Here is an 18,093-nt window from a genome sequence, read left to right on the forward strand (position 1 = left end):
CCTGCTCAGCCGATGGCTTCGGCCGGCTCGGGGGCTGGGGTAAGGACCACCGGCAGGGCGCGCGGGCGTTCCTCGGCTGCCGCCACCACGACCGGACCGTCCAGCCGTCGCAGCAGTGGCGCTGGCGAACCCACGGATACAGGCGCTTCGCTCTGCGTGCTCTCCTCGGAACCGTCTGGCCCACAGGCCGCCAAGGCTTCCTGCAGCAGGGAGTCGAAGGTGGCACCAGGTAACCGGTGGCGTGCCACTTCCAGGAAGGCACGGGCCAGGGATTCGCCGGCGGCAGCCCGCAACGCCGGGTTGCTGCGCCGCAGTTCCTGCTCCTCCTGAATGGCGCCGATGAACCGTTCGGTCACGTCCCGCTTGGTGGATGCCCGGATGCGGGTGTCCTGCTCCGCTTCGCTGAGGGACACCTGACCCTCGAGTTCCTCCAGACGCCGCCGCAGGCTTTCCAGCACCTCCTGCGCCTCCTTGGCCACGTGGGCCAGCTGGCCGTCTGACAGACGCGGCAGATCGGCCACGTAGACCTTGCCGTGATCACGCAGGGCCAGGAAGGTGGGCCGCAGGCCGCCGCTGCGAGGTCCGGTGAATCCTTCGCGGGGGCGTTGTGGACGGACCGGAGGCCTGGGGCCGGCGGAGCTACGTCGCCGGGTGATGCGTTTGGAGGTATCGAACATGGGCTCAGAAAACGAATGACATGCGACGCGCAGCGTCCGCAGGCCTCGGTGCCGTGTTGCCGGCAGGCGGTGGAGCGGGCGCTGGGGAAGGTTAAGCAGGGCGGATGACCCCACCGGCGCCCTGGCGCCTGGCTTCAGTACGGCAAACCGGCCAGTGGTGCCTCCGCCGGCACCTCGCCCTGTCGCACCTCACCGAGCAGCCAGGCCTGGTGACCCAGCTCGCGGCAGGCCTCAAGCACTGCATCGCTGGCGGCCTGCGGCACCACAAGGCAGAAACCCACCCCAAGATTGAACGTGTTCCAGAGGTCGGCTTCGGGCACCTCGCCGCTCTGCTGCAGCCAGCGGAACAGGGGCGGTCGCTCCCAGCTGCCGGCCTCGATGGCGGCATGGAGCCCGTCCGGCAGGCTGCGGGGCAGATTCTCAGGCAGGCCTCCGCCAGTGATGTGAGCCATGCCATGCAGCGGCAGACGCCGCTGCCGCAGCCCCTTTACCAGGGCCCCATAGAGACGGGTGGGCTCTAGCAGGGTGTCGATCAGGGGCTCTCCGGTCTGTGGCAGCCGTGTGTCCTGGGTGACATGGTTCATCTCCAGGATGCGGCGCACCAGGCTGAAGCCATTGCTGTGCACACCACTGCTGGCCACCGCCAGGATCCGGTCGCCCGCCTGCACCGCCCTCCCGTCGATCAGCTCGTCTTCCTCCACCACGGCCACGCAGAAGCCGGCCAGGTCGTAGCGGCCGGGGCCGTAGAAGCCGGGCATCTCCGCCGTTTCGCCACCCAGCAAGGCGCAGCCGCTCTGGCGGCAACCGTCGGCGATGCCTTCCACCACGGCCGCCATGGCCTCGGGGCTGAGCTTGCCGGTGGCGATGTAGTCAAGGAAGAAGAGAGGTTCGGCGCCGCTGGTGATCACGTCGTTGACGCACATGGCCACCAGGTCGATGCCGACGGCGTGATGGCGACCGTGGGCCTGGGCCAGCTCCAGCTTGGTGCCTACCCCATCGGTTCCTGATACGAGCAGGGGGCGCTTGAGGCCTTCGGGCAGGCGGCAGAGCCCGCCGAAGCCGCCCAGACCACCCACCACCTCCGGGCGGCGGGTGGATTCAACGCTGCTGCGGATGCGATCAACGAAGGCTCGCCCCGCCACCACATCCACTCCTGCCGTGCGGTAATCCATTCAGGGTGTCTCCAGGCGTCGCTCGTCTTCCACCGATCCTGCCGCTTCTCGCTCCCCGACCCTCGACTTGCCGCCGTCCAGCGATCCGTTACGCACGAATTCGGTGGTCGATTCTCGAATCGGCACAAGTTTTAATCAGCGCAGCTTATGTAAGTGATTGACCTTGCTGATGGGCCGAGGCTGGCGTGGGGCGGGCGAAGCCTGTAGGTGTCAAGAATCTGGGGAATGATGACAGTTCCTGATCGCCAATCGGTTGTCCACGGATAACCAATTGGCTGGTCCAGTGCGGTTAAGTTCTGCTCGTCGTCATTTCCCGATAGGAACTCCGCCGACGGCTTCTGCCTCTACCTCTTCCGCAATTGAGGCTTGAAGTCATCGTCAACTGGTCATCTGATCCTTGGATGTCAGTTGCTTTGGGCGGCGAGTTTCGCCTGTCATGCGAGCAACATTTTCTCTCGGTGTTCTCACCGCCCTAATTTTTGGTGCCGGTTCTGTCTTCCCTGCCATAGCGGAAGTCGGCCGAACAACTCCACTGACCTTGAGCGGCGCCCTGGATGGCCTTTCCATCGACGTGGCTCCAGCCAAGGGGACTTCGGATCTGGCGTTGGCTGCTTCCTCTGCTCCGAGTTCAGCCGTTGCCATTCGTCAGGTTGAAGATTCCTCGGCTCCCGCCAAGCCGTCGCTGATGCAGCAGGCGCCGATCGCCCCACTGGCATCGGCTTCGGTTCGTCTTCCCGAAGTGGCACAGGTGATCACCGGTCAGGCCAGCTGGTATGGGCCCGGTTTCTTCGGCAACCGCACCGCCAATGGTGAGGTGTTCCGGCCCGGTACCCGTACAGCAGCTCACCGCACTCTCCCCTTTGGCACCAAGGTGCGGGTCACCAATCTCCGTAATGGGAGGTCGTCGGTGGTCCGCATCAACGACCGGGGTCCGTTCCACGGAAACCGTGTGATCGATCTGGCCCATGGTGCCGCTCAGGATCTCGGTCTGGTCTCCAGCGGTGTTGCTCAGGTGAAGCTCGAAGTCCTGCGCTGAGCCCGACCCGGCCTCAGCCCTTGGCCCATCCGTCAACCTGGCGGATGGGCTTTTGCTGTCAATCCTGTGTCTCGCCTGCCCTTTCCCCTGCTCACGTCGCGCACGGAGCTGAGCCGCTGGTGCACCGAGATCCGCGCCTCCGGCCGCCCACTCCATGTGGTGCCCACCATGGGCGCGCTGCATCGGGGCCATCAGGAACTGATCCGTCGGGCGGCTCGGGGGGGGGGCTCCGGTTCACCGGCCGTGCTGGTGAGTGTGTTCGTCAACCCGCTGCAGTTCGGAGCCGGTGAGGATTTCGAACGCTATCCGCGGGATCTGACAGCCGATGCAGGCCTGGCGGCGGCGGCGGGCGCTGACGCCCTGTTCGCTCCGAATGCGGAGGAGATCTATCCGGGCGGTGCAGCCGCCCTCACCCGCATCCAGCCACCGGCCCAGCTGCAGGCCTCGCTCTGTGGTCGCCAGCGCCCCGGTCACTTCGAGGGTGTGGCCACCGTGGTGGCCCGGTTGCTGGCGCTGGTGCGTCCTGATCGTCTCCTGCTGGGGGAGAAGGACTGGCAGCAGCTGGTGATTCTGCGGCGTGTGGTGGCGGATCTGGCCCTGCCGGTGACCGTGCAGGGCTGCGGCACTGTTCGGGAACCTGATGGGCTGGCCTGCAGCTCCCGCAATCGCTACCTCAGCCCGGTGGAGCGGCAGCGGGCGGCGATGCTGCCTGTTGCCCTGGCCCGGGCGGGGGAGCTTTATCGCTCTGGAGAGCGGCAGGCCGCTCCATTGCTGGAGGCTGTTCGCGCGCCGTTGGAGGCGGTGGGTTTGACAGTGGAGTATGGGGAGCTGGTGGAGCCCCATGGTCTCCAGCCCCTGCGGCAGGCGAGCTCGTTCTGCCTGTTGGCGGTGGCTGCCCGCTGCGGCTCCAGTCGCCTGATCGATCACACCTTTCTGATGAGCCGTCCCCCGATCGTTGCCATCGATGGCCCCGCCGGTGCCGGAAAGAGCACCGTGACCCGTGCCTTCGCTCAGCGGCTGGGCCTGCTCTATCTCGATACGGGGGCGATGTACCGGGCTCTCACCTGGTGGGTGCAGCGCCAGGGCCTCGATCTGTCCTCTCTCCCTGACCTGGCCCCGCAGTTGCAGCTCCTCGATCTGCAGCTGAGCCTGGCGGAGGACGGCAGCCAGCGGGTCAAGCTCGATGGGCAGGATGTCACCGAGGCGATCCGCTCCCCCGAGGTGACGGCCCTCGTGTCGCAGGTGGCGGCCCAGCCCTGCGTGCGCAACGTGCTCACACGCCAGCAGCAGGCACTGGGCCGCAGGGGAGGTCTGGTGGCGGAAGGCCGCGACATCGGCACCGCCGTGTTTCCCGACGCCGAGCTGAAGGTGTTCCTGACGGCCACCCCTGCGGAACGGGCCCGCCGGCGCGCCCTCGATCTTGAGCAGAGGGGGTTCGCAGTGCCGCCCCTGGCGGAGCTGGAAGCGCAGATCGCCGAACGGGATCATCTCGACTCGACCCGTGCCGTGGCGCCGCTGCTGCAGGCCGAAGATGCTGTCGCCCTGGTCACCGATGGCCTGACGATCGAGGCCGTGATCCAGCGGCTCGTCGATCTGTTCCGCGAGCGGGTGCCGGAGGATGCCTGGCCGGCTCCCGCTGAGCCCCTGCAGGACTGACCAGCGCCTGCAGGGGCTCAGCGGGGCTGCCCGATGCGATGGGCAGTCCGGGCGGGCTGCCTGTTTCAATCCAGACTGGCGCGCAAGTCCTCCAGCAGTCCGCTGCAGGCGTCTTCCAGCAGATCCAGGACCTGCTCGAAGCCTTCCTCGCCCCCGTAGTAGGGATCCGGCACCTCCCGTGCCCTGAAGCGGCGGCAATGGTTGGTGATCGGTTCGACCAGGGCGCCAGGGTGGGCTGCCCCATTCCCGTCCGTTGCCTCTGCGTCTGTCCTTTCTGATTTTTGCCGTCCTGCGCGGGCCAGGCTCTGCACCGCCCTGAGGTTGTCCTCGTCCATCGTCAGGATGCGATCGAAGCGGTCCAGGTCGGCGCGCTCGATCTGGCGGGCCCGGCTCGGCAGCGCAATGCCGCGCCGGGCCGCGGCGGCCCGCATCCTGGGGTCGGCCTGCCGGCCCACGTGCCAGCCGCCGGTGCCGGCCGAATCCACCACAACGGCCTGCTCCAGACCCTCGCGGGCCAGCAGATGCAGAAACACCCCCTCCGCAGCGGGGGAACGGCAGATGTTGCCGAGGCAGACGAACAGCAGACGCGGTTCAGCCATGCCGCGCCTCCAGACGTTGCAGGGCCTGCTCCGCCCGCAGTCGCACCACGGCCGTGGCCTCGGGAGGGCTCTGCCGGAGGCCCTCCAGCGCCTGGCGCAGCCGTGGCCGAAGCTCCGACGTGGCGTGCAGCCGGGCGGCCAGGGATTCCAGTCCCACCACCACCGCGTAGCGCACCACCCATTCGCCATCGCCGCAGCTCGCCTCCAGGGCCCGCAGGCAACGCTCCGCGAGGGCGGTTCGGGGAGCTTCTTCCAGCCCCTGCATCTGCAACTGACCGAGTCCCCGGGCCGCAGCACGGCGCACGCTCGGTCCGATGTCCTGAGCCAGGGCCTCTTCGAGCACCTCCAGGCCCCGCACATCGCCGATGCCGGCCAGGGCCCGCACGGCCCAGGCGCGAGCGCCGTAGTTGTAGCCATCCAGGTTGTCGAGGATTGGTTCGACGGCCTGGGGTCCCAGGGCGATCAGGCCATCCACCGCGGCCACGGCGGCGCCTGGATTGTTGAAGCCGAGCACATCCACCAGGCAGGGGGCGGCGGCCGGGTGGGCGGCGGCGGCGAGGGCCTGGGTGGCCTGCAGCAACTCCAGAGCAGTGCTGGCCTGTTGCACCCGCTCGATCAGCTCGTGCGGGAGCTGGAGATCGGTGGTTTCGCCCGTTGTTGAAGGGGAGATCGTCATCGGTTCAGGCTCTCAGAGCAGGGCATCCATCGCCTCCAGCACCGCCGCAATCTCAGAATCCACCTGGGTAGCGGGATCGCCGCCCTGCTCCACCAGGCCCCGCAAGGCAATCAGCTTGAGGCTGTTCTCCGCCAGGGTGGTGGCAATGGGCTGCAGGGCAGGCCGCCAGCCTGCCGCGCCGAGATCCATCAGGGCGGCGCGGCGCACCTGCAGCTGGGGATGCTGCAGCAGGACGACCAGCCGCTCCCCCCAGTGGGCCTCGCCGGTGAGCTGCAGCAGGGCTCGGCAGGCCGCGCTGCGAATCAGCGGACGTTCGTGCTCCACGAAGGGACGGATCACCGCCACCACGTCGTCGCTGGCTACACCGATGTCGCCCAGGGCCTCCAGCAGGGCCTCGCAGGGTTCCACCAGGCGGGGGCTGTTGCTCTGCTGGGCGCCGGCCCCCGCCGGTCCACTGGCCAGGCGTCGCCGCAGGGGCTCGACGGCAACGGTGGCCCTGAGATCACCAAGGGCTCGTGCCGCCGCCTCCCGCAGACCGTCATCGGGGTCGTCCAGGGTCTCCAGCAGGTCGCCGATGGCCGGTGTGGCGGCTGAGCCGAGCTTGCCCAGGGCCCGGGCGGCGTTCCGTGCCACCGCGTTCTCCTCCACACCGGCTCCCGGGTCACGGGGGCGCCGCTGTTGCAGGGCGTATTGCAACAGCGGCACGGTGTCGGGATGGCTGCTGCGCGCCCGCCCCAGCCACCAGGCGGCGTAGTACTGGGCCGAGGGATCGTCGCTGCACCGGAGGCGCCGCAGCGCTTCCGCCTCGTCGATCGGATCGCCCTCCACCGGGATGGCCTGGGAATCGCCGCTGCCGCTCATGGCCCGCAGACTGCTGGTCAGATGCTGCCGATGCTGACAGCCGCAGCCTCCTGGCGAAGGGCCTGCGCAACAAAAAAGCCCCCCGCGAGGGGGGCGTTGGATCCTGGAGCGAACGAACCGCAGGGAACGAAGGCTCGGATCGGGATCAGACGAGGGCCGAGATGGCGTAGTCGATGTAGTTGTTGGCGATGACGCCGGCGTCGCCGGAGACGCCGTGGTTGGCCTTGATGTAGTTCAGGGCTTCGACGTACCAGGAGGGGGACAGTTCGAAGGTGCGGTTGATCTCATCGAGACCGGCGATCAGGTACTCGTCCATGGGGCCGGTGCCACCAGCCACGAGGCAGTAGGTGACCATGCGGAGGTAGTACCCGATGTCACGGGCGCACTTGGCCTTGCCACGGGCGTCAGACGCATAGTTGGTTCCCTGCATCTGGGTGGTGTAGGGGAACTTGCTGTAGACGGCCTGGGCAGCACCGTTCACCAGCTCATCGGCTTTGGCGGTGAGGGCCTTGGCAGCCTCAAGGGCATTCTTGGCGCGCTCGAAACGACCGAAAGCGGCGTTGAGCTCGGTGTTGGAGAGGAAGCGGCCCTGGGAATCAGCGGCGGCGACGGCTTCGGTAAGGGGGGTCTTCATTGAAGGGATTGAAGAAGAAGGGTGGACCTAAATCAGGAGGCTGCTGCCGAGGGCAACAGCCAGGGATCAGCGGAGCTGGTCGCCTCAGGCGACAGCAGCAGCGGCGCGATCGAAGTAGGTGCCGATCTCGCTCATCAGAGCGGAGCAGTCGCCGGGGGTGATGCCGTTGCGATCGTTGGCGATGCTGATGGCGGCGTCCTTCATCTTGCGGATGCCTTCAGCCACGGAAGCGCCAGGGACGCCCAGGGCGAGGTAGGTCTCACGCAGGCCGTTGAGGCAGCGATCTTCCAGCACGGAAGCGTCGCCGGTGAACACGGCGTAGGTGATGTAGCGGAGAACGATCTCCATGTCGCGCAGGCAGGCAGCCATGCGACGGTGGGTGTAAGCGTTACCGCCGGGGGCGATCAGGGCAGGCTGTTGATCGAAGAGATCGCGAGCTGCGTTGGTGACGATCTTGGAAGCGTTGGAGGTGATCCGGTTGACGGAATCCATGCGCTTGAAGCTGTCAGCAACGACCGACGACAGAGCGTCGATCTGACCAGCGTTCAGGAATTCGCCGCGGGCATCAGCCTGCGCAACAACCTTGGTGAAGGCGTCGAACATTAGTTAAAGCTCCTGTGCTCGACCTGTGAAGTCGGGACTGGGTGGGAAGGGGAAAAAGAGAGATGCGATGACCACATCCTCGATGAAATGAAATCCTGGCTTCGCTGACTGAAGCTCGGATCCATTTCCGGAAGTGCCACTGCGCCGCTGGAGGTGAACTCCTGTTCTGCGAGTGGATTCCTGAAGCTCGCGGGACAACCGCCCCTTGAACCTCCGCCATTTTGATCAGAATCCCCGGAGATTCCGGGATGCTTTACAAAGGGTCACCGCATGCGCCGCAGGGGGTCCACTCTTCGCCTTGCCTGGATCTGTGCTGTGGCCAGCAAAAAGGCCCGGAGCGTAAAGCTCCGGGCCGATCAGGATCGCGGGGTCTGGGTTGGACCGGAAACTCCAGGCGCTCAGTTCACAGGGGTGATGCTGGCGACGCGGCCGCCCTGGCGATGGATCATCTGCTGGGCTTCCAGCATCTTGTCGAAGGTCACAAATCGCACGGTGCTGCTGCGCTTGTGCAGGCGGTAGTTGGTCAGTCCAGTGACTTCAATCCGATACACCCTGGCTTTCTGGCCGATCCCCTGGGCCATCTGGGTGATCGATTCATTGGCGACCTGGGTGGGCTGGTAGGCGCTGCCCCTGGCGTTGGGGCTCACCACCGGCAGGGCCCGATCCTGATGCAGGGCTTTGCCGAGGCGGAAGTTGGTGCCGGCGGTATCACCCTTCACGGAGGCGGCGGCACCACGGGCCAACTGCATCAGCCAGGAGAACTGCCGACCTTCCTGGCCGGCTGAGTAATCCCAGCCGTGGAGGTAAGGCACCACTTCTTCGCCAAAGCGTGCTTGATATTCGGAGCTGTCGATGTAGGAATCGATTTCGGCGTCATACCCGTGCTCCTGCAGGATCGTGAAATGAGCCAGCATCTCGGCTTTGTTCTGGGGTGCGCGACCCAGAAGATGCTTGAAGTTCAGCTCAATGAAGTGATAGGGATTGCAGTTCTCAAAGAAACGCTTCCGGTAGAGGCCGCTCTTGGCGATCGTGCGCACTAGCTCCCGCACGCTGAGGTAGCCATTGCGAAACAGCGACTCTGCTCCGGCAAGGCGCTCGGATTCCATGACGTACTGGTGGCCCAGCACCTGCTGATAGACGGCCCGGATCAGGGTCGTCTTGTCGGCATCGGAGGCGTTGGACCAGTTTTCCTTGTTGCGGTCGTTGGCAAACCGATCGATGCCGAGATACGGAGCATTGACAAGCGTCATGGGGGAGGTGGCAATCCGAAGGGAGAGTGCAGCACACGCTGGGCGCACATTAGAAATCCTATGGTGATTCTTAGCGGTTCTAAGGAGTCAGCTCGAATCTTTACAGCCCTGTTGTGGCCTTGTTCGGATCGTGGCATCGCCGGTGGAAGCGGCATCCTGGAAGGCCTCTCCGTTTTCGGCTTCATTCCAAATCGGTTGCATCATTGCCTACGCAGTTGCCTACGCAGTTGCCTACGCAGTTGCCTATGCAAATGGCCTGTGTCATTGGTTGCGCAACAAAAAAGCCCCCCGTGAGGGGGGGCTTTGGATCCTGGAGCGAACGAACCGCAGGGAACGAAGGCTCGGATCGGGATCAGACGAGGGCCGAGATGGCGTAGTCGATGTAGTTGTTGGCGATGACGCCGGCGTCGCCGGAGACGCCGTGGTTGGCCTTGATGTAGTTCAGGGCTTCGACGTACCAGGAGGGGGACAGTTCGAAGGTGCGGTTGATCTCATCGAGACCGGCGATCAGGTACTCGTCCATGGGGCCGGTGCCACCAGCCACGAGGCAGTAGGTGACCATGCGGAGGTAGTACCCGATGTCACGGGCGCACTTGGCCTTGCCACGGGCGTCAGACGCATAGTTGGTTCCCTGCATCTGGGTGGTGTAGGGGAACTTGCTGTAGACGGCCTGGGCAGCACCGTTCACCAGCTCATCGGCTTTGGCGGTGAGGGCCTTGGCAGCCTCAAGGGCATTCTTGGCGCGCTCGAAACGACCGAAAGCGGCGTTGAGCTCGGTGTTGGAGAGGAAGCGGCCCTGGGAATCAGCGGCGGCGACGGCTTCGGTAAGGGGGGTCTTCATTGAAGGGATTGAAGAAGAAGGGTGGACCTAAATCAGGAGGCTGCTGCCGAGGGCAACAGCCAGGGATCAGCGGAGCTGGTCGCCTCAGGCGACAGCAGCAGCGGCGCGATCGAAGTAGGTGCCGATCTCGCTCATCAGAGCGGAGCAGTCGCCGGGGGTGATGCCGTTGCGATCGTTGGCGATGCTGATGGCGGCGTCCTTCATCTTGCGGATGCCTTCAGCCACGGAAGCGCCAGGGACGCCCAGGGCAAGGTAGGTTTCACGCAGGCCGTTGAGGCAGCGATCTTCCAGCACGGAAGCGTCGCCGGTGAACACGGCGTAGGTGATGTAGCGGAGAACGATCTCCATGTCGCGCAGGCAGGCAGCCATGCGACGGTGGGTGTAAGCGTTACCGCCGGGGGCGATCAGGGCAGGCTGTTGATCGAAGAGATCGCGAGCTGCGTTGGTGACGATCTTGGAAGCGTTGGAGGTGATCCGGTTGACGGAATCCATGCGCTTGAAGCTGTCAGCAACGACCGACGACAGAGCGTCGATCTGACCAGCGTTCAGGAATTCGCCGCGGGCATCAGCCTGCGCAACAACCTTGGTGAAGGCGTCGAACATTTAGTTAAAGCTCCTGTTCTCGACGTTCAGTGTCGGGATGGTGAATGGTCGAGGCGTGATTCCACGCACTCTGGTCAGCTGATCGGAGCCGCTCTTGGCGAACCCCTGTCAACAAGACCTGACCATTGTTGGACCCTGACCCCACCTGAATGAGGAGTGATTCACAAACGGTCACCACTGGCCAGATCGGCTGCGGTGCAGTGGCTCTGCTCCAGGGGGCGGGTTGGTCGGTTCGTGGTGGACAGCCGGACCTGACTGTCTTTGTATCGCAATGAACGTTGTGTCTCGCCATGGGATGGGTGCTCCGATGGGGATGGCCAGATCCGCGCAGCAAAAAGGCCCCCGTCAGGGGGCCTTGGGGCCGGGCAGTGCAGGGCACCGTTCGGATTGCAGCACTGCGGAGGATTCAGCCTTTGGCTTTCTTGCGGGGCGCAGCTCCGCCGGCGCCGGGCAGGTCGCCGCCATTCACTGACACACTCGTCACCTTTCCGCCCATGCGGTTAACCATCTGAAGGGTCTCATTCATGCGGGTGTAAGGCACCTGCATGACGCAATCAGCGCTGCGTACGAAATCATTCTGAGCGAGCCCGGTCACCTGGATGGTGACCTGACGGCCGCTACTGAAGCTCGTGCCCCGGGAACCGGCAGAAACTTTCATGGTGGTTCAAACAGCGAGGGAATGGAAGTAAGCGATCAGTTCACCGGGGTGATGCTGGCGATGCGACCGCCTTCCCGGTGGATCTGCTGCTGGTACGCCAGCAGTTTTGCGAAGGGAATGAAACGCACGCGATTGCTGCGCTTGTGCAGACGGTAGTTGCTGAAGCCGGTGATCTCCACCCGGAAGGTGCGTCCTTCCTCGGACGCGCCTACACCCATGCGGGTCACGCCATCGGCCTGCACCTTCCGGAACACGGAGCCTTTGGCGTTGGGGCTCACCACCGGAACGGCAGCTTCGGAGTGGACGGCGGGGTTGAGGCGGGACTGATTCTTGAGGATGTCACCCTTGACCGAGGCCGCAGCGCCGCGGCTGAGCTGCAGCATGTAGGAAAACTGCAGGCCCTGCTGGCCAATGGAGTAGTCCCAGCCATGCAGGTAAGGAACCATCTCCTCACCGAAGCGGTTCTGGTATTCGGCGCTGTCGATGTACGAGTCAATCTCGGCGTCGAAACCCTGCTCCTGGAGAATGGTGAAGTGCTCCAGCATCTCTGCTTTGTTCTGGGGAGCGCGACCGAGCAGGTGTTTGAAATTCAGCTCGATGAAGCGATAGGCGTTGCAGTTCTCGAAGAACTTCTGGCGGTACAGGCCACTTTTGGCCACCTGACGCACGAACTCACGCACGCTCAGGTAGCCGCGCCGGAACAGGGATTCGGGACCCTCAAGGCGCTCGCTTTCCATGATGTACTGGTTGCCGAGCACCTGCTGGTAGACGGCCCGGATCAGGGTGGACTTATCCACCTCCGTTCCGTTCGTCCAGTTCTCCTTGTTCCGTGCATTGGAGAAGCGCTCGATGCCCAGGTAGGCAGCGTTGGCGAGAGTCATGGGCGTGAGGGGCCGGGGGGCGGAAGCGGACAGGCAGAAGACGGTGCCGAGGACGTCATCGGCAGACGTCCGGTGGCGTGGGAAGCCGCTGGCGGTTCTGACCAAGAGGCTTCAGCCGGATCCTATGGGGGCGGTTTCTCTCTCCGGGCTGGCTTTCAGAATCGTTACAAATGTTTCGCCCGCTCTGTCTGGCTCTCTGCCTGCGGCCTATCCCCTCTGGCCAGCCTGGGCAGGGCCGATACCATCCGCCCACATCTGCGAACCCCTCGTGATGGCAAAGGCTCCCGAGGCTGCCGATCCCGCCCTGCGACTTGCCGAGCAGCTTCAATCCCTGTCGCAGGTCGCTGAGACGCTCACCTATCGCCTTCTCGATCTGGAAGAGCGGCTGAATGCCCAGGAAGCCCGCAGCCTGGAGCGGCTGCAGGCTGAGAGCGCGGCGGCGGTCCATCAGGCCGAGGAAACTGAACTGCGCCTGCTGGAGACCGAAGATCGGCTGGAGCGACTGGAAATCCTGCTGGGTGGGGAAGAGGCGCGATCCAAGGCCGCACCCCCCGCCAGGCTGCAAGTGGTTCCTGCCGCAGTGGCCAGCCCGTCAGCCGCCAAGCCAGACACGGTCAGGCCAGAACCTCCCAGTGCTGATCAGGTGGTGATGCTCACGCCTGATCCCTGCCCGCCTGATCCGTTCCCGGAGGAGGAGGAACAGGCCTTCATGGATGACGAGGTTCCTCTGGCGCAACAAACGGCCTGATCCGTTCAGGGACCGGTGCTCAGCATGGCTCCGGCGGTGGTCAGCAGCACCCGGCCCACTTCCAGAGCACCCACGGCGGCCAGTCCCAGCCAGAGTCGCTGGGCCCATTCCGGAGGCTTGCCGCCCTTCCAGGACGGCGAGGTGATTTCGCCGGAAAAACGTGCTCCTGAGCCCAGTCCGCCGGCTGGGGCCCGGCGGTTCGTGGCTTCGCGCCAGTACTGGTCGTAACGCGGTGCCTGCTGGTTGAAGGGAATCGCGCCGATGGCGCGTCCTGGCAGCACCCGGTTGCGCTGATAGGGAACTTCGTCAAGACCAAAGGCCTCGAGATATTCCTGGGAGTCGAGCAGGGTGTCGATCAGGCCTGGAAGACCCTGTTCAGCGATCAGAATCGAGAGGGCAATCTGTTCCTGCTGGCCATGCACCGGCCGTCCCAGAACGCGGCCCACCATCTGCTCAACCACGCGGTAGTTGCTGTTGCAGCGGTAGAAGCCATCTCGGAAGGTCTGCGACAACAACAAGCCGCGAATGAAGTCGCGCGTGTTGATCAGGCCGTTGCGCAGCCGCGATTCCAGCGCCGCATCGCGGTCGACCCGGAAGGCATGAAAGAAGATCTGCTGATAGGCCCGCTCAATCAGAGCATCGACCTCTTCCCGGCTACGAGCGGCGGTTTCACTGGGCAGTCGCTGTGCCAGTCGCCCGGCATCCTGCTCACTTCCTGTGGTGAATCCCTGGACTCTCGCGTTGATCGCGGTGGGGTTGGTGCTGAGAAGGGGCAGTGCCATGCCTGGTGAGAATAACGTGCTGAACGGTATGGGGCTTCTGGCGGAAATGGGTCCGTTCGGCGCGGCTTATTACATCGCTTCACGATTTCAAGATTGATGTCGCTCTTCTATGTTTCGTGAACCTTGTCCAGGGCTGACAGGACAGGCCCCCACAGTATTCAGGTCCGGAAGGTGTCGCCCCAGGAGGAAGGAATCTCGGCGCTGTAGTCGTGGGTGCGGCTGAATTCAAACGGGCCTGCCAGCGACCCCCACAGCTGTTCGTGGGTGCTGGGGTCATGGCCACGGTCAATGGTGCGCATGCCGCGGCTATCGATGTCAAAGCTGCTGACCAGGTAGGCGGTGCTGCCCTTGCGTTCCACCAGGCAGCGGCAACCCGGCTCCACCTCGCCCACGAATCCTTCGCCCTGTTCGCGCACCACGTAATTGCAACCTTCCAGGGGAAGCAGATCGTCGGCGACGATCTGGTCGCGTCGCTCGGCGTCGTCGATGGCACCCCAGAAGCGACGTTCATCGCGCAGGGCCTGGTTGCGGATGATCAGGCTTCCCTGCCGCTCCTCAGCCTGCAGCACCCGGATCCGGTACGGGACTGCCGGCGCAATGGCGTACGACTGCTCCAGCAGCAACGATCCCGGGGCCAGCTGCGGCAAGGGCCGGAAGTGGACCAGGATGTGGGCGTAGAGGGGGGGGTTATCGAATGCCTGGGCCTGATTGCTGAAGCCGGCGCTCAGCATGGCCACCAGCCGACCGAGAGAGCTGCTCATGACGTCAGACCTTACAAACCCAGGAGGCGAATCCGAAAGTCAGCCACCTGGCGGGCCATGGCCGGGCGGCTGATCATGAAGGGGTGGTCGCGGAGCTGGTCGAGCACCAGGTCAATCCTGTGGTTGGCGTCCTCTGGGCTGTTCCCCAGGGCCTTCCAGGCGGCATCGAAGCTCTGGGCGAAACTGTCGGCGTTGTCATACAACCGATCGGAGGCCAGTGGCGGTACGGGCATCGGCCTCGGCAGCAACCATCCCATTCTGCCCGTGCACCTCGTGGCTGTTCCGGTGTCGGTGAAGCCTGCTTCAGCCGCCGGCTTGCGGGACCTGGCGGGAGGCTTTGGGCTGGTCCAGGGCCTGGGGGCGATCGGCGGGGTCGCGGCGCAGCTCCCGCTCCAGCATCTGAATGCGGCTGTCGCGCAGGCAGAACTTGCAGCCCCCGGTGGTCTGCAGGTGCTTTTCCGGCGTGATCGTGATCAGCTTCACCGGGTGCAGGCTGCAGCGGATCTTGATCGGTGTCTTGTAGCTCTTGTACACGATGTCGCGATAGTCGTAGCGCTGGCCGAAGCGGGTTCGTGCCCGTGCCAGGAAGGTCTCCTTATCGATCGGACTTCCCATGGTTCAGGCCTGGCTCTGTGGCATCAGGTGAAGGCGGGCCGGTGCTGCTGGCCGGCAGGCCTCCAGGCTGCGAAGACCCCGAGGTGGCGTCATGGGCAAGTCTGTTGTGCTGTGAGAGGTGAGCTGGAGGTGCGTTCCAGAGGCCTCTCTGGAGCAGGAGAGACTGTGTGGGTGTCGCGTTCCACTAGGTCAATTGGTCGGATCAGGCTAAAGCCGTGGCGCTGAGGCCGAATGGCTCGCTGCCCAGGGAAAATCCGCGGCGATGGGGGACTCCTGTCCCTGGCTGGAGATTATTAAGCCTTCCGATCACAAGGGATCAGAATCGATTCAAACTGTGATGCCAGGACCCAGATTTGAACTGGGGACACGGCGATTTTCAGTCGCCTGCTCTACCAACTGAGCTATCCCGGCCCGTCGCCTCAGCGACCCGCAGATCTTAGATCACCACCCAACGCCGGCGTTCGGGCCAGGCAGAGCAGGCCGGCGACGCGCCAGCCACTCTCCTCCAGGGCGGCGGCGGCGGCGCAGGCGGTTGCTCCTGTGGTGAGGATGTCGTCGATCAACAGCACCGGCTGGCGCGGCCCCGACTGCACCGGTCTGACCTGGCTGCAGCGGAAGGCACCCGCCTGGTTGGCCAGCCGCAGGGCGCGGCCCAGGTGGTGTTGCCCCAGGGTGGGGCGGCTGCGCTCCAGGAGTGCTTGGCTGCGGCAGGCGAGCAACCGCTGCAGTTCGTCGCAGATCAGCGCCGGCAGGGGATTGCTGCGCCGTTTCCAGCTGGGAATGGCGACCAGCAGTGGCGGCTGCTTCCAGAGCGGCAGGCCCAGGCTCATCTGCTGCAACAGGCCGGCGATGGCGTCGCGGCTGGTGGCGCCATCGGCGTGCTTGCGCAGGTTCAGCAGCAGCTGGCGCAGCGGGCCGTCGTAGCTGCCCACTGCCCACCAGGGCAGTGGAGCACTCTCGTGCAGGCAGGGAAACCGCAGGTCCAGGCGCTCCTGGCAGGGGGCGCAGGGCCAGTGGTGCTGATCGCCGCAGCTCTCATCGGTGCTGGCCCGGGCACGGCGGCAGAGGGGGCAACAGGGACGGCTGATCAGGTTGAGCGCCCGCTGGATCGGATCGGGCGGTGACAGCTGGGGGGAGGCACGATGGGAGGTGACCAGAACGGCAGCTGCCGGCGGCAGGCGAACTGGCGAAAGGATTCCCCAAGGCGGACCCAGCGGGTTCAGGCGTTGGTGTCCTGCTTCGGCAGCGCCCGCAGCATCGCCACCAGGGTGCGATGGGCATCCTCGCTGTCGCTGAGCTGGTGATCAAAGGCCACCTCCACCCTGGCTCCGTCCACCTCCAGCCGCATCGCATCGGGGTTCACCGCCAGCAGGCGGGCCTCGGTCGCTCCGCTGATACCGGCGTAGTGCCGGGCATAGGACAGCACCGCTTCGGCATGGTCTTCGTTCATGTGCTTGCAGATCCGATCGCTCACGGCGGTGGTGAGGGGGTCGGCGGCCATGGGACAACAGGTGGGTGGGATCGGCCTGATTCTGGCGCTCGCGCCGGGCACCTTCCCGGCCGGTTTCACGTCAGGCGGCACCGAAGCGCTGCCAGAGCAGCAGGCCCAGGCGGATGGCGCTGAAGCCCACGTATCCCGCCAGCACCGCAAACAGGGCCATCGAGATCACGGTGCGCAGTCGTTCGTTCATGGGGCATCAGTGGGGGACGGGCCCAGTCTCAGACCCTGCCGGGCCAGGCGCGCCATGCCGAGGGCGGCCGACAGCGCTGGCCGGTTCAGCACGGTTCGGCCCAGCCGTTGCTGGCGCAGGGCACGCCACTGAGGATTGCGGGCCCCTCCCCCCAGCGTGATCACCCGCCGCACCGGAGGCAGGCCGAGGGTTTCCAGCCGTTGCCAGCCGGCCTGCTCAATCGCCGTGAGCCCCTCCAGCAGGGCCTGCAGGTAGAGCGCATCGCTCACAGGGCGGGGATCGAGCCGAGGCCTGAGCTCCGGATCGTCCACGGGAAACCGTTCGCCCGTCCCGGGCAGGGGCAGCAGGTTGAGGCCGCTGGGCCGCCCTGGATCGATCTGCCGGCTGAGGGCCGCGATCGTGGCGTCGTCGAAGAAGCGGCGCAGGATGCCCGCGCCCGCATTGGAGGCTCCCCCCACCAGCCAACGCCCCCCCAGCCGGTGGCAGCTCACCCCAGGCGCCCGGACCGGCACGGCACTGAACTGTTTCAACACCAAGGTGGTGCCCAGCACCGTGATGCCGTCGTCCGGGGCTGGGTCGGCGGCGAGCACCCCGGCGTTGCTGTCGGTGCTGCCGGCGATCACGAGGCAGCTGGCGGGCAGATCGAGGGCTGCCGCTGCGGCCGGCGCCAACGGGCCCAGGCGGGTGCCACTGGGCCGGATCTGAGGCAGGGCAGGGGTCCAGGCCTGCTGGTGGATCGCTCCGGCCCAGTGCCCGTCTCCTGTCGCCGAGTCTGGCAAGTGCCAGCCGAGGCGGAGGTTGTTGCCTTCCTCGCCCCAGCGCCAGTCGTTCAGCAGCCAGCCCATCAGCCAGTCGGCCTGATGACGCAGCCAAAGATCCGCAGGCCCGTAGCCCGCTGCTGCCGCTTGATCCAGCAGGCGCAGGGCCCGGGCCAGGCTGCCGCTGGGACTCGCTGCGGCGGTGCAGTCTGCGGCCAGGGTGGCTGATTCGACAGCTTTGTCTGGACAGGCCTGGTGGTACGGCAGCGCCTGGCCCAGCTGGCCTGCTGGCGGCTCACCATCGGGATGGCAGAGCAGCAGCGTGCCGGAGGTGCCGTCCACGGCAATCGCGCCGATCCGCTGGCGCCATGGCCGTGGCAGCCGATCCACCAGCGCGATCAGTCCGCTGCGCCAGCCGCCGGGATCCGGGAACGGAGCGGGGTAGGCGCAGGATTCGTCGGCCTGTCGCTGGCCGGTCCCATCGATCAGGGCAATCCGTAGGCCGCTGCTGCCCAGGTCCACGCCAAGCGACCAGTCCTGTGGGACTGGATCGTTGCCAGGCTCTGGCCTGTCGATGGGAGGATTCCGCGT

At 65.6% G+C, this 18,093-nt stretch carries 22 protein-coding genes and 1 tRNA gene; 3 read left to right on the forward strand and 20 right to left on the reverse strand.

The window, feature by feature from the left end; genetic code table 11:
• Nucleotides 1–5 precede the first annotated feature (5 nt).
• Entirely contained in the window at nt 6–677 is a 672-nt protein-coding gene (locus H8F24_RS08570) for a 2-hydroxyacyl-CoA dehydratase (protein WP_197171762.1), read from the reverse strand.
• A gap of 134 nt (nt 678–811) precedes the next feature.
• Nucleotides 812–1,849, reverse strand: a complete 1,038-nt coding sequence (gene purM / locus H8F24_RS08575) for a phosphoribosylformylglycinamidine cyclo-ligase (RefSeq protein WP_197171764.1) — start codon at nt 1,847–1,849, stop codon at nt 812–814.
• A 436-nt stretch (nt 1,850–2,285) separates the two neighbouring features.
• Here purM and H8F24_RS08580 point away from each other — a divergent pair, with 436 nt between their 5' ends.
• Nucleotides 2,286–2,885 (forward strand): septal ring lytic transglycosylase RlpA family protein, encoded by a 600-nt coding sequence (locus H8F24_RS08580; RefSeq protein ID WP_197172165.1) that lies wholly within the window; start codon nt 2,286–2,288, stop codon nt 2,883–2,885.
• Nucleotides 2,886–2,960: 75 nt separating this feature from the next.
• Nucleotides 2,961–4,541, forward strand: a complete 1,581-nt coding sequence (locus tag H8F24_RS08585) for a bifunctional pantoate--beta-alanine ligase/(d)CMP kinase (protein ID WP_197172168.1) — start codon at nt 2,961–2,963, stop codon at nt 4,539–4,541.
• A gap of 65 nt (nt 4,542–4,606) precedes the next feature.
• On the opposite strand, the gene H8F24_RS08590 is transcribed toward H8F24_RS08585, so the two are convergent.
• The 10 genes from H8F24_RS08590 to H8F24_RS08635 all read right to left on the reverse strand — a co-directional run bounded on the left by H8F24_RS08590 (nt 4,607) and on the right by H8F24_RS08635 (nt 12,147).
• Nucleotides 4,607–5,140, reverse strand: coding sequence for a low molecular weight protein-tyrosine-phosphatase (locus H8F24_RS08590; RefSeq protein WP_197171766.1), 534 nt, complete (start codon nt 5,138–5,140; stop codon nt 4,607–4,609).
• Nucleotides 5,133–5,816, reverse strand: a complete 684-nt coding sequence (locus H8F24_RS08595) for a HEAT repeat domain-containing protein (RefSeq protein ID WP_197171768.1) — start codon at nt 5,814–5,816, stop codon at nt 5,133–5,135. Before H8F24_RS08595 ends, H8F24_RS08590 begins: the two co-directional genes overlap by 8 nt.
• A 12-nt stretch (nt 5,817–5,828) precedes the next feature.
• The gene (locus H8F24_RS08600; RefSeq protein ID WP_197171769.1) at nt 5,829–6,677 is read right to left on the reverse strand and encodes a HEAT repeat domain-containing protein; all 849 of its coding nucleotides are present in this window, start codon (nt 6,675–6,677) and stop codon (nt 5,829–5,831) included.
• Nucleotides 6,678–6,822: 145 nt separating this feature from the next.
• Nucleotides 6,823–7,311, reverse strand: a complete 489-nt coding sequence (cpcA, locus tag H8F24_RS08605) for a phycocyanin subunit alpha (protein WP_197158794.1) — start codon at nt 7,309–7,311, stop codon at nt 6,823–6,825.
• Nucleotides 7,312–7,395: 84 nt separating this feature from the next.
• Nucleotides 7,396–7,914, reverse strand: a complete 519-nt coding sequence (locus tag H8F24_RS08610) for a phycocyanin subunit beta (protein ID WP_197158795.1) — start codon at nt 7,912–7,914, stop codon at nt 7,396–7,398.
• Between the two features lie 398 nt (nt 7,915–8,312).
• A complete protein-coding gene (locus tag H8F24_RS08615) occupies nt 8,313–9,164 on the reverse strand; it encodes a phycobilisome rod-core linker polypeptide (RefSeq protein WP_197171771.1) in 852 nt (283 codons plus the stop codon).
• A gap of 352 nt (nt 9,165–9,516) precedes the next feature.
• The gene (cpcA, locus tag H8F24_RS08620; protein ID WP_197158794.1) at nt 9,517–10,005 is read right to left on the reverse strand and encodes a phycocyanin subunit alpha; all 489 of its coding nucleotides are present in this window, start codon (nt 10,003–10,005) and stop codon (nt 9,517–9,519) included.
• 84 nt (nt 10,006–10,089) lie between these two features.
• A complete protein-coding gene (locus H8F24_RS08625) occupies nt 10,090–10,608 on the reverse strand; it encodes a phycocyanin subunit beta (RefSeq protein ID WP_197158795.1) in 519 nt (172 codons plus the stop codon).
• Nucleotides 10,609–11,014: 406 nt separating this feature from the next.
• Entirely contained in the window at nt 11,015–11,266 is a 252-nt protein-coding gene (locus H8F24_RS08630) for a phycobilisome linker polypeptide (RefSeq protein WP_197158796.1), read from the reverse strand.
• 35 nt (nt 11,267–11,301) lie between these two features.
• On the reverse strand, nt 11,302–12,147 hold the full coding sequence (locus H8F24_RS08635; protein ID WP_197158797.1) for a phycobilisome rod-core linker polypeptide: 846 nt from the start codon (nt 12,145–12,147) through the stop codon (nt 11,302–11,304).
• 271 nt (nt 12,148–12,418) lie between these two features.
• Here H8F24_RS08635 and H8F24_RS08640 point away from each other — a divergent pair, with 271 nt between their 5' ends.
• Entirely contained in the window at nt 12,419–12,895 is a 477-nt protein-coding gene (locus H8F24_RS08640) for a hypothetical protein (protein WP_197171773.1), read from the forward strand.
• A gap of 5 nt (nt 12,896–12,900) precedes the next feature.
• Here H8F24_RS08640 and H8F24_RS08645 read toward each other — a convergent pair whose 3' ends face one another.
• The 8 genes from H8F24_RS08645 to H8F24_RS08680 form a co-directional block, all read right to left on the reverse strand.
• Nucleotides 12,901–13,677, reverse strand: coding sequence for a phycobilisome rod-core linker polypeptide (locus H8F24_RS08645; protein WP_197171775.1), 777 nt, complete (start codon nt 13,675–13,677; stop codon nt 12,901–12,903).
• 158 nt (nt 13,678–13,835) lie between these two features.
• Entirely contained in the window at nt 13,836–14,438 is a 603-nt protein-coding gene (locus H8F24_RS08650; protein WP_197171777.1) for a chromophore lyase CpcT/CpeT, read from the reverse strand.
• 11 nt (nt 14,439–14,449) lie between these two features.
• Nucleotides 14,450–14,671, reverse strand: a complete 222-nt coding sequence (locus tag H8F24_RS08655; RefSeq protein ID WP_197171779.1) for a hypothetical protein — start codon at nt 14,669–14,671, stop codon at nt 14,450–14,452.
• Between the two features lie 70 nt (nt 14,672–14,741).
• Complete coding sequence (locus H8F24_RS08660; protein WP_197171781.1) at nt 14,742–15,053, reverse strand: hypothetical protein; 312 nt, start codon at nt 15,051–15,053, stop codon at nt 14,742–14,744.
• A gap of 338 nt (nt 15,054–15,391) precedes the next feature.
• Nucleotides 15,392–15,464, reverse strand: a tRNA-Phe gene (locus H8F24_RS08665).
• Between the two features lie 8 nt (nt 15,465–15,472).
• Complete coding sequence (locus H8F24_RS08670; protein ID WP_197171783.1) at nt 15,473–15,985, reverse strand: ComF family protein; 513 nt, start codon at nt 15,983–15,985, stop codon at nt 15,473–15,475.
• 287 nt (nt 15,986–16,272) lie between these two features.
• Nucleotides 16,273–16,554 carry a DUF2470 domain-containing protein gene (locus tag H8F24_RS08675; protein ID WP_197158804.1) on the reverse strand — a complete coding sequence of 94 codons (282 nt, stop codon included), beginning with the start codon at nt 16,552–16,554 and terminating at the stop codon, nt 16,273–16,275.
• 186 nt (nt 16,555–16,740) lie between these two features.
• A complete protein-coding gene (locus H8F24_RS08680) occupies nt 16,741–18,024 on the reverse strand; it encodes an FGGY-family carbohydrate kinase (protein WP_231598192.1) in 1,284 nt (427 codons plus the stop codon).
• Nucleotides 18,025–18,093: the final 69 nt, after the last annotated feature.

Source organism: Synechococcus sp. CBW1002 (assembly GCF_015840915.1).
Classification (GTDB): domain Bacteria; phylum Cyanobacteriota; class Cyanobacteriia; order PCC-6307; family Cyanobiaceae; genus CBW1002.